10 protein-coding genes are annotated in these 10,877 nt (G+C 60.0%); 6 read left to right on the plus strand and 4 right to left on the minus strand.

The annotated features are described in order from the left end of the window. Nucleotides 1–168: 168 nt before the first annotated feature. A complete protein-coding gene (locus tag DBR24_RS00470) occupies nucleotides 169–1,794 on the plus strand; it encodes a methyl-accepting chemotaxis protein (RefSeq protein WP_128613556.1) in 1,626 nt (541 codons plus the stop codon). A 274-nt stretch (nucleotides 1,795–2,068) separates the two neighbouring features. Here DBR24_RS00470 and DBR24_RS00475 read toward each other — a convergent pair whose 3' ends face one another. Genes DBR24_RS00475 through purM form a run of 3 tightly spaced genes read right to left on the minus strand, consistent with a single transcriptional unit; the run spans nucleotide 2,069 to nucleotide 4,499 of the window. Then, a complete protein-coding gene (locus tag DBR24_RS00475) occupies nucleotides 2,069–2,782 on the minus strand; it encodes a DUF3108 domain-containing protein (RefSeq protein WP_128613557.1) in 714 nt (237 codons plus the stop codon). An 8-nt stretch (nucleotides 2,783–2,790) separates the two neighbouring features. Beyond that, nucleotides 2,791–3,441, minus strand: coding sequence for a phosphoribosylglycinamide formyltransferase (gene purN, locus DBR24_RS00480; protein WP_123465886.1), 651 nt, complete (start codon nucleotides 3,439–3,441; stop codon nucleotides 2,791–2,793). Next, a complete protein-coding gene (gene purM, locus DBR24_RS00485) occupies nucleotides 3,441–4,499 on the minus strand; it encodes a phosphoribosylformylglycinamidine cyclo-ligase (RefSeq protein WP_128613558.1) in 1,059 nt (352 codons plus the stop codon). The genes purN and purM overlap by 1 nt, the downstream gene beginning before the upstream one ends. A gap of 374 nt (nucleotides 4,500–4,873) precedes the next feature. Here purM and DBR24_RS00490 point away from each other — a divergent pair, with 374 nt between their 5' ends. From DBR24_RS00490 to DBR24_RS00510, 5 genes are all read left to right on the plus strand, one after another. Continuing rightward, complete coding sequence (locus DBR24_RS00490) at nucleotides 4,874–5,932, plus strand: DUF2066 domain-containing protein (RefSeq protein WP_123465890.1); 1,059 nt, start codon at nucleotides 4,874–4,876, stop codon at nucleotides 5,930–5,932. A 35-nt stretch (nucleotides 5,933–5,967) separates the two neighbouring features. Continuing rightward, nucleotides 5,968–7,041 carry an AI-2E family transporter gene (locus DBR24_RS00495; RefSeq protein ID WP_123465892.1) on the plus strand — a complete coding sequence of 358 codons (1,074 nt, stop codon included), beginning with the start codon at nucleotides 5,968–5,970 and terminating at the stop codon, nucleotides 7,039–7,041. A gap of 206 nt (nucleotides 7,042–7,247) precedes the next feature. Continuing rightward, complete coding sequence (gene hda, locus DBR24_RS00500; RefSeq protein WP_007919828.1) at nucleotides 7,248–7,952, plus strand: DnaA regulatory inactivator Hda; 705 nt, start codon at nucleotides 7,248–7,250, stop codon at nucleotides 7,950–7,952. Between the two features lie 227 nt (nucleotides 7,953–8,179). Then, complete coding sequence (locus DBR24_RS00505; protein WP_103485436.1) at nucleotides 8,180–8,794, plus strand: C40 family peptidase; 615 nt, start codon at nucleotides 8,180–8,182, stop codon at nucleotides 8,792–8,794. 219 nt (nucleotides 8,795–9,013) lie between these two features. After that, on the plus strand, nucleotides 9,014–9,550 hold the full coding sequence (locus DBR24_RS00510) for a C40 family peptidase (protein ID WP_123465896.1): 537 nt from the start codon (nucleotides 9,014–9,016) through the stop codon (nucleotides 9,548–9,550). Between the two features lie 128 nt (nucleotides 9,551–9,678). Here DBR24_RS00510 and DBR24_RS00515 read toward each other — a convergent pair. Continuing rightward, nucleotides 9,679–10,877, minus strand: a 1,199-nt coding sequence (locus tag DBR24_RS00515; protein WP_146188918.1) for a sorbosone dehydrogenase family protein, incomplete at its 5' end; no start/stop codon positions are given.

Consider the following 10,877-nt stretch of genomic DNA (forward strand, 5'->3'; position numbering starts at 1 on the left):
CAGCGGCTAAGTCCGGGAAAACCTCGCTGAAACGTTAATGCCAAAGGTTCGAAGTATTAAGGCCTTTTGATATCACCTTTTGGTCTTACGCAAATTTTCGCCGGGCCGATACCTTCTAAAGCAACCAGCTGCAGGGTTGATGCAGCGCTTTTGGAAGGAACCAGCGTAATGAGTATCCGAAGTCTCAATATTGCCCCGCGCGCCGGGCTGGGGTTTGGCTTGCTGGGTTTGATGGTGTTTGCCTTGGGGGCTTTCGCCTTGCTGCAAATGTCGAACATGCGGGCGCAATCCGATGAAGTCGATAACAACTGGCTGCCGAGCGTCATGGCAGTGGGCGAGATGAGTCAGGACATACTGCGCTTGCGGGCCTTGACCATGCGGCTGCTGCTCAATCGCGATCCGCAAGCGCTTTCGCAGAATGTCGCCAAGCTTGATGATCTGCGGGGGGTACTCAGCGAGGCCCAGCAGCGTTATGACGTGCTGATCGTGCTGCCCGAGGAGCGCAAGCTGTTTGACCGCTTCAAGGTTGCCGAGCACAAATACCTGGAGTTGCAGGCGCAGGTCATGCAGTTGTCCGCGCAAAACCGCGTGGAGGAAGCCGCTGCGATTCTCAACGGCGAGATGAGTCCCTTGGCCGATGAGATGGCGGTGACCCTCAAAGAACTGGTCGAGCTGAACAAACACAATGCCAGTCTCGCCACCGAGGCGGCGCGACTGGTGTTTATCAATTCGCGGTTGTGGGTCGGGGTCATGATCGGTGTCACGGCGCTGATTACGATCGGACTGGCGCTGCTGCTGACCCGTAGCATTGTGCTGCCGCTGGCGCAGTCGCTGGGTGTTGCCGAAGTGGTGGCGGGCGGCGATCTGACCGGCGACATCAACATCTCCGGAAAGGACGAGCCGGCGCGGCTGCTGCATGCGCTGAAAATCATGCAACACAACCTGCGCGACACCATTCGCAAGATCTCCGAGTCGTCCAGTCAACTGGCGTCGGCGTCGGAGGAGCTCAGCTGCGTCACGGAAGACGCGACGCGCGGCTTGCATCAGCAGAGCCTGGAGATTGAGCAGGCCGCCACGGCGGTGAATCAGATGACTGCTGCCGTGGAAGAGGTGGCGAGCAATGCGGTGGCGACTTCCGAGGCGTCGCGCGAGTCTGACCGCATTGCCCAGCATGGTCGCGAACAAGTGCAGCAGACCGTTTCGTCGATTGAGTTACTCGCCGAAGACGTGACCAACAATGCGTCGCAGGTCGAAGACCTGGCGCAGAAGGTTCATGGCATCAGCAAGGTGCTGGACGTCATCCGTTCGATTGCCGAGCAGACCAATCTGCTCGCATTGAACGCCGCGATTGAAGCCGCGCGGGCCGGTGATGCCGGACGCGGATTCGCGGTAGTGGCCGATGAGGTGCGGGCGTTGGCCCATCGCACCCAGCAGTCAACGCAGGAGATTGAACAGATGATTGGTGGCATTCAACAGGGCACCGATTCGGCGGTCAATTCGATGCAGCAAAGCAATGTGCGTGCGCGTTCGACGCTCGAGTTAGCCAAGGCCGCCGGGACTGCACTTGAAGAGATTGCCTCGGCATTTACCCTGATCAATGAGCGGAATCTGGTGATAGCCAGTGCTTCGGAGGAGCAGGCAGCGGTGGCGCGGGAGGTGGATCGCAACCTGATGAACATTCGAGATCTGGCGATGCAGACGTCGGCGGGGGCGAATCAGACGAGTGCGGCGAGTCAGGAGTTGTCGCGGTTGGCGGTGGATTTGAACAGCATGGTGGCGAAATTTTCGGTTTGAGTTTCGCCTTCAAAAGCCCCTCACCCTAACCCTCTCCCGGAGGAAGAGGGGACCGACCGTGCGATGCTTTGTACATCCGTCGACCTGAAACTGCCTGGGTGAATCCATAATCGACTCGATCTTTCAGGTCGATACATAGCGTCAGACATCTCGGTCAGAGCCCTCTCCCTCGGGAGAGGGCTGGGGTGAGGGGCAAAGGTGGCACAAAAAGCCGGGTTAAACGCAGGCGAAAAAAAGCCCCGCATTTCGCGGGGCTTTTTGCTGTAGCGGCGGATCAGTTGCCTTTGACAGCCTTGCCGTTGACCGTACCGTCCTGGAGCATGATGTTGTACTCCTTGCCGTCGGTTTCAACCTGTTGCAGGCGGACCAGCAGATAGTCCCAGTCCTTGGCGAACCACAGCACGGTGGTGCGCTTGCTTTGTGTCGGGTCGCGCACGCGCTCGACCTTTATCGCGTCGATCTTGCCGGCCTTGGTCTCGACTTTTTCGGCACCCAGCACGCGGAAGTCATAGGTATCGACTTCACCGTCATCGACCACCTGATAGCTCATGGTCTTCTTGCCGGCGGCGACATCGTGCTGCAGCGCCAGTTGATAGGTGGACTTGTCGACCATGCCACGGTTCAACGGGATCTTCACCGCGTCACCACGGTCGGTGCCGGTGACGAGTTTGTTGGTCCAGTCGAAGTCCAGATCGGCCTTTTTCGCTTTGCCCAGGCCACCGCGTTCGAAGTGGTAGGACTGTGGCAGCAGCGTGTCCTTGTCCAGCGTCAGGGTGCTTTCTTCAGTCAGGCTGGCGATCATCATCGAGGCCTTGAAGCTGAGTTTCCAGGTGCCGTTGGCTTCCTTGGTCAGGCTGCGCTCGGCGGTGCCGCTCATGGGCAACTGCTTCCAGTCGGCGGTGTAGCTGGCGGAGAACGGTTGAAGGTCCGCAGCCTGCGCGAAGGGCAGGGCGAGCAGAGCGCAAGCGAAGAGCAGGGCGCGACGCATAAAATCTCCTAGTGTCGAATCAAGTGGCCGCTGGCCGCGAGTAACTGGCCATCCAGTAAAGCACCTTGTTCGCCGAGTGCCAGCCGGCCTTCGGCAAACCAGCGTACGGCCATCGGGTAGATCAGGTGTTCCTGAACGTGAACTCGCTGCGCCAGACTGTGCGGCGTGTCGTGCAACTCTACCGGTATTACTGCCTGTACGACCAGTGGTCCACCATCGAGTTCCTCGGTGACGAAATGCACGGAGCAGCCATGTTCGCTGTCGCCGGCCTCAAGCGCCCGCTGATGAGTGTGTAACCCTTTGTATTTGGGCAACAACGACGGGTGGATGTTGAGCAGGCGACCCTGGTAGTGGCGCACGAAATCGGCGCTGAGAATGCGCATGAAACCGGCCAGTACCACGAGTTTGGGGTTGAATTCGTCGATCAGTTTGATCAGGGCAGCATCGAAGGCCTCGCGACCTTCGAAAGCCTTGTGATCCAGCGAGCGGGTGGCGATACCCGCGTCGCTGGCACGTTGCAGGCCGTAGGCGTCGGCGCGGTTGGAAATCACCGCAGCGATGCGGACCGGGCTGTCGCCGGTCCGCGTGCTGTCGATCAGAGCCTGCAAGTTACTGCCGGTGCCGGACAACAGCACCACAACATCACAGGTCTTGGACATCAGTGAGCCTTGAGGTTCTTCAGCTCAACCTGAGCGGCGCCTTCGGCGGCCACGGCGATCTGGCCGATGACCCAAGGCTGTTCGCCGGCGTCACGCAGGGTGTTCAGGGCGACTTCAACGTGCTCCTGAGCCACGCAGATCACCATGCCAACGCCGCAGTTCAGCACGCGGTGCATCTCGGTCTCGTCGACGTTGCCTTTCTCTTGCAGCCAGTCGAACACGGCAGGGCGAGTCCAGCTTGCTACGTCGACCACGGCCTGAGCGCCTTTTGGCAGAACGCGCGGGATGTTGTCCAGCAGGCCGCCACCGGTGATGTGGGCCATGGCTTTGACGGCGCCGGTGTCTTTGATCAGCTTGAGCAGCGGCTTCACGTAGATGCGGGTCGGGGCCATCAGCAGGTCGGTCAGCGGTTTGCCGTCGAGCTGGATGTTTTCGATGTCGGCGCCGGATACCTCAATGATCTTGCGGATCAGCGAGTAGCCGTTGGAGTGCGGGCCGGACGATGGCAGGGCGATCAGGGCGTCACCGGTGGCGACTTTCGAGCCGTCGATGATTTCCGATTTTTCCACGACGCCGACGCAGAAGCCGGCCAGGTCGTAGTCTTCGCCTTCGTACATGCCAGGCATTTCAGCGGTTTCGCCGCCCACCAGCGAGCAACCGGACAGTTCGCAGCCGGCGCCGATGCCAGTCACAACCTGGGCAGCGGTGTCGACATTCAGTTTGCCGGTGGCGTAGTAGTCGAGGAAGAACAGTGGCTCAGCGCCGCACACCACCAGATCGTTGACGCACATGGCGACCAGGTCGATGCCGATGCTGTCGTGCTTGTTCAGGTTCAGCGCCAGACGCAGCTTGGTGCCGACACCGTCAGTGCCGGAAACCAGTACAGGCTGCTTGTAGCCGGCCGGGATTTCGCAGAGGGCGCCGAAACCGCCCAGGCCGCCCATGACTTCCGGGCGCGCAGTGCGCTTGGCGACGCTCTTGATGCGTTCGACCAATGCTTCACCGGCGTCGATGTCTACACCGGCGTCCTTGTAGCTCAGGGAGGGTTGCTTGCTCATGATCCAGGCCTTTAGGGGAGGGGATTCAGGGGTAACGACCGAGTTCAGCGGGAACACCGAATCCGACAGGGGCGATTGCCTCACGCGAAGTTCGGGGTGCCCGGCTGTTGCCGGTCTGCGAAGGCGCGCGATTTTATCAGGCTTGAGGGGCAGCGGCCATCCTCGCACCGACGGGCAGAGCCATATCAGCGGAAATTTTTTGCAATTGAGGCGTGCGGGTGCCTGTATAAGGTGGCTCAATTAACCGTCTATCGTTATCACTGTGCAAAAACTTACCGCCGCCGTGTGAATGTTTTGCGATGGCAGATTGTCACAGCCTTGCTCAACCGGTTCACGCGGCCTGTTCCAGCCGCTCCTGTCGACGGGAATTTTCCATGCGTTTTTGTAAATTGTTGTTTGTGGGTTGTTTGTCTCTGGTCAGCCTGGCGAGTCATGCCGAAAACCTCAAAGGCCTTTATCAGGTGCGTGAGCCGGTCCACGGTCAGGCGCCGGAAGAGCGTGATCGCGCCACGCAAGCCGCGCTGGACACGTTGGTGCTGCGCCTGACCGGCGACCCGAAGGCAGTGCAAAATCCGGGGCTGGCGGCCATTCGCAAGGATCCGCAGCAGATCATCAGTCAGTTCGGTTTCGATGCCGGGCCGCCGGAGGTGCTGAAAGTCGATTTCGATCCGGCCACCACCGAGCAGGCGCTGCGTCGTGCCGGGTTGTCATTGTGGGGTGCCAGTCGTCCCTCGATTCTGAGCTGGTGGCTGAACGATTCGACTGAAGGCTCGAGCCTGGTCGGAGACGGTCAGGCCGCAGCTGCACCGTTGCGCACGGCTGCCCAGCATCGCGGATTACCGCTGCGTTTGCCGCTGGCGGATCTGAGCGAGCAACTGGTGGCTACCGCGCCCGCGCTGGAAGGCACCGATCCGGCACCACTGCGTGGCGCTTCGGAACGTTACAGCGCTGACGCCTTGCTGGCGGTGCATGCGCGTGAAGAGGGCGGGCAGTGGCAGGCCAAATGGCATCTGTGGCTGGGCGATCAGAAAGAGGCCGGCAGCGTGCAGGGCGCCGACCAGGCGGCGGTGGCCGACGCGGTGATGCTGGCGGTGGCCGAGCGTCTGGCACCGCGGTTTGTTGCCAAGCCTGGGGTGTCGGGGCAACAGACCCTGGAAGTGCAGGGGATGAATCTGGAGCACTACGCCGCGTTGCTGCGATTACTCGAGCCGTTCGGTGTGCGTCTGCAAAGTGTCGAGGGTGATCGCATCGTGTATCGGGTCAACGGCAGTGCCGATCAGTTGCGTGCGCAATTGTCATTGGCGAAGTTGCAGGAATTGCCGGCTGAAGCGCCGGCACCAGCGGCGGCGCCACAACCGACGGTTGCCGGTGCAGCGCCGGTTGTCGCTGCGGCTCCGGCACCTGTGGCGCCATCGTTGCGGTTTCGCTGGTAAGTCTTTCCTTATATAGAAGCAACAGGAGTGGGTACATGGCCGATTCGCGGCGTTGGTTCTGGCTCGGTGGGGTAGTCCTGCTTTGCGCGTTTGTCTGGTTGCTGCATCCGATCCTCACGCCGTTTCTGGTGGCCTTGCTGCTGGCCTATCTGTTCGATCCGCTGGTGGATCGTCTTGAGCGGCTCGGCCTGTCGCGGACCTGGGGCGTAATCGCGGTGTTTGCCTTGTTCACGCTGATCGTCACAACCCTGTTGCTGGTGTTGGTGCCGATGCTCGCCAAGCAGTTGCTGCGTTTGTATGAACTGGCGCCGCAGATGCTCGACTGGCTGCAACACACGGCGTTGCCGTGGGCGCAGTCGAAACTGGGGCTGTCAGACGGCTTCTGGAAGTTCGACAAGGTCAAGGCGGCGATCAGCGAGCACATGGGGCAGACTACTGACATTGTCGGTGTGGTGCTGAGTCAGGCCACGGCTTCCAGCCTGGCGCTGATCGGCTGGCTGGCGAATCTGGTGCTGATTCCGGTCGTGAGCTTTTACCTGTTGCGCGACTGGGACGTGATGATGGCCAAGATCCGCAGCCTGTTGCCGCGTGATCGTGAGGAGACCATCGTCTCGCTGGCCGGTGAGTGCCATGAGGTGCTCGGCGCGTTTGTGCGCGGGCAATTGCTGGTAATGCTGGCGCTGGGCGTGATCTATGCCGCGGGGTTGATGATCGTCGGCCTGGAACTGGGTCTGTTGATTGGCTTGATTGCGGGGCTGGCGGCGATCGTGCCGTACATGGGGTTCGTGATCGGGATTGGCGCGGCGCTGATTGCCGGGTTGTTCCAGTTCGGTGGCGACCTGTATCCGATGATCGGGATTGTCGCGGTGTTCATGGTCGGTCAGGCGCTCGAGGGCATGGTGCTGACGCCGCTGCTGGTCGGCGATCGCATCGGTCTGCACCCGGTTGCGGTGATCTTTGCCATCCTCGCCGGTGGCGAGTTGTTCGGCTTCACCGGTGTGCTGCTGGCGCTGCCGGTGGCGGCGGTGATCATGGTGCTGGTGCGCCATGTGCACGACTTGTACAAGGATTCCGACATCTATAGTGGCGTGGATGAGCCAGAGCTGTAGAGGAGAGGGCCAACCCGGCGAAGCGCCGGGTTGGCCCGTGTCCTGCAGGCCCTGGCGCCAAAGAATCTGTCATAAAACCAGCGTGTTAACGCAAACCTTTGATTTTGCTTGGACTCTGTCGCATTGTGCGCTCAGCTTCACGGGTATAAACTTCGCAAACTTTACACAGAGGCCACTAACGGTTCCTTGAGAACTGTTCAGTCAGCATGAAACCGATTCAGCTGCCCCTAGGTGTGCGTCTGCGTGACGACGCCACCTTCATCAACTACTACCCAGGCGCCAATGCCGCTGCACTCGGCTATGTCGAGCGCCTATGCGAAGCCGACGCCGGCTGGACAGAAAGCCTGATCTACCTGTGGGGCAAACACGGCGTAGGGCGTACGCATCTGTTGCAGGCGGCCTGCCTGCGTTTCGAGCAGATGGGCGAGCCGGCGGTGTACCTGCCACTGGCTGAGTTGATGGATCGCGGCGTTGAAATCCTCGACAACCTGGAGCAGTACGAGCTGGTTTGCCTGGATGATCTGCAGGTGATCGCCGGCAAGGCTGACTGGGAAGAGGCGATGTTTCATCTGTTCAACCGCTTGCGTGACAGCGGACGGCGCCTGCTGATCGCCGCTTCCACTTCGCCGCGTGAATTGCCCGTCAAACTGGCGGACTTGAAATCGCGCCTGACCCTGGCGTTGATTTTCCAGATGCGTCCTCTTTCCGATGAAGACAAATTGCGTGCGCTGCAATTGCGCGCATCCCGTCGCGGTCTGCACCTGACCGATGAAGTCGGTCATTTTATTTTGACGCGCGGTACCCGCAGCATGAGTGCATTGTTCGATCTGCTCGAGCAACTCGATCAGGCCTCTTTGCAGGCCCAGCGCAAGCTGACTATTCCTTTCCTCAAAGAAACCCTGGGCTGGTAGCCAAACCCGCTGAAACTGCGGCTTGCAGCGGGTTTTGCCATATTTCAGGCGTCAGAAAATCCGCTTTCCTGCACGGTTGGCAGGCTGCGTATCGGTTCAAATGGGCTTAAGCGCTTAGATGTAAACGAGAAACCGAGAAGTCACAAAAAGGTCGATTGAATTTGCAAATGAGGTCGATAGCGGGCATAGTCTCGGCTTCTTTACAACTATCAGCCACGGTCGTGCCCATGCTAAATCGCTTCGCACCCCTCGTGCCTCTCGCACTCGTCACCCTGTTGTTCGGTTGCGCTGCTCATTCTCCAGTTCAAGAGCAGCCTCAACAGGTTAAAAATTCTGCTACTGCCCAGTCTTCCGTTATTTACCAGGAAGAGCTGGACACCGAAAAAGAGCTGTCGGACTTCAACAAGAAGCCGTATGAGCTGCCTGTTCTGGCCGACAGCATTCTCGAACGCGGCATGTCCCTGATCGGTACCCGTTACCGTTTCGGCGGCACCTCTGAAGCCGGTTTCGATTGCAGCGGTTTCATCGGCTATCTGTTCCGCGAAGAAGCCGGCATGAACCTGCCGCGCTCCACTCGCGAAATGATCAACGTGGATGCCCCGCTGGTTTCGCGCAGTAACCTCGAGCCGGGCGATCTGCTGTTCTTCGCCACCAACGGTCGTCGCGGTCGTGTGAGTCACGCCGGGATCTACCTGGGTGACAACCAGTTCATTCACTCCAGCAGTCGTCGCAGCGGCGGTGTTCGCATCGACAGCCTGGGTGACAGCTACTGGAGCAAAACCTTCATTGAGGCCAAGCGCGCCCTGGCGATGGCACCGACCGTGGTCACCGCTCGCAAGTAATTCCCCGTTGTCGCCACGTCCGTGGCGACGAAAACGGCGCTGGCAGCCGAGTAGACCCAGACTTTACAAGGTGAAGTTAAAGTCTTACTTGAAGTTTGTCGTATAGCCGCTAGAATCCTGTATCTATATTGATGGCAAACCGCCTGCGTGCTCCGCAGGCGGTTTTGTTTTCTGTCCATCCGGCAGAGAAAGCCGCAGCCAGATCAGGATGTTCTGCTTATGACGATGTCGGCCCGCCTTGCTTTGATCTTCTGCGCAGCGCTGCTCAGCGCCTGCGCCAGTCGCACACCACCGCCCGCGCCTGTGGTGCGCGCCCCGGTAGTGTTCGGACCCTCCCAGTCATTCTCGCCCGCTGCTGAAGACGTGCTGTTTCGCGCCCTCGGCCTGGTTGGCACGCCTTATCGCTGGGGCGGCAATACACCAGACTCCGGGTTTGATTGCAGTGGTCTGATCGGTTTCGTCTACCGTGATGCGGCGGGTATCAGCTTGCCGCGTTCCACGCGAGAGATGATCGTGATGCAGGCGCCGAATGTCGGCAAGGAAGGCTTGCAGACCGGTGACCTGATCTTCTTTGCCACCAATGGCGGTTCGCAGGTCAGTCATGCGGGGATTTATGTCGGGGAAGGGCGCTTCGTGCATGCGCCGGCAACCGGCGGTACGGTGAAGCTGGACAGCCTGTCGAAGGCGTATTGGCAGAAAGCGTATCTGAGTGCCAAGCGCGTGTTGCAACCTGAGCACCTGGCGCGTAACCCTTAGTTCAATGACTCACCCTCCAATGCAGGAGTGAGCCTGCTCGCGATAGCGGTCAATCAACAGTGATGTTGAAGATGACGCTGTCATCGCGAGCAGGCTCACTCCTGCAGTTGTTTTGGTTCAGGCAAAAGTTATTTGGCGGACGATACTCGCCACACTTTGTTGCCCACATCATCGGCCACCAGCAAGTCCCCTTGCTGGTCGATCACCACGCCCACCGGGCGACCTAGCGCATTCTCATCCTTGTCGAGGAAACCGGTCAGCACATCCACCGGTGTTCCGTTCGGTTTGCCAGCGCTGAACGGGACAAAAATCACTTTATAGCCACTGTGCGGCTTGCGGTTCCATGAGCCGTGCTGCCCAATGAACGCGCCTTCCTTGAACTGCGCCGGCAGGCTATTGCCCTCGGCGAACGTCAGACCCAGCGAAGCGGTGTGCGGGCCTACGGCATAGTCCGGGGCGATGGCCTTGGCCACCAGATCAAGGTTTTGCGGTTTCACGCGCTCATCCACATGCTGCCCGTAATAGCTGAATGGCCAGCCATAGAAACCACCGTCCTTGACCGAAGTGATGTAGTCCGGCACCAGGTCGCTACCGATTTCGTCACGCTCGTTGACCGCCGTCCACAGTGCGCCCGTGGTGGGTTCCCAGGCCAGGCCGTTGGGGTTGCGGATGCCCGAGGCGAAGATCCGGTGATTGCCAGTGGCGCGATCCACCTCCCAGATCGCTGCGCGTCCTTCTTCTTTATCCAGACCGTTTTCGCCGACGTTGCTGTTCGAGCCGACGGTGACGTACAGCTTGCTGCCGTCCTTGCTGGCGATGACGTTTTTGGTCCAGTGGTGATTCAGCGTGCCGCCCGGAAGATCGGTGACCTTGATCGGCTGCGTCTTGATCTCGGTCGCGCCGGGTTCGTAGTGAAAGCGCAGCAGGCGATCGGTGTCGGCGACATACAGGTCATTGCCCACCAGTGTCATGCCGAACGGCGAGTTGAGGTTTTGCAAAAATACTGTGCGGGTCTCCGCTACGCCGTCGTGATCGGCATCGCGCAGCAGGGTGATGCGGTTCGGGCTCGGCACGCCGGCACCGGCCTTGCCCATGACTTTTTTCATGACCCAGCCACGAATGCCGCTGCTGTCGTCCGGTTTCGGCGGCGCGTTGGTTTCCGCTACCAGCACGTCACCGTTGGGTAGTACGTAGAGCCAGCGCGGATGATCGAGGCCTTCGGCAAACGCGGCCACTTGGGTGCCGGCCGCAGCGGTTGGTTTGCCGCCGGTGGGCCAGCCGACTGCCGGAGCGATGTTCACTGTCGGGATAAGGGTCTTGTTCGGTT

Origin of the sequence: Pseudomonas sp. HMWF006 (assembly GCF_003061205.1) — a bacterium.
GTDB lineage: Bacteria > Pseudomonadota > Gammaproteobacteria > Pseudomonadales > Pseudomonadaceae > Aquipseudomonas > Aquipseudomonas monsensis.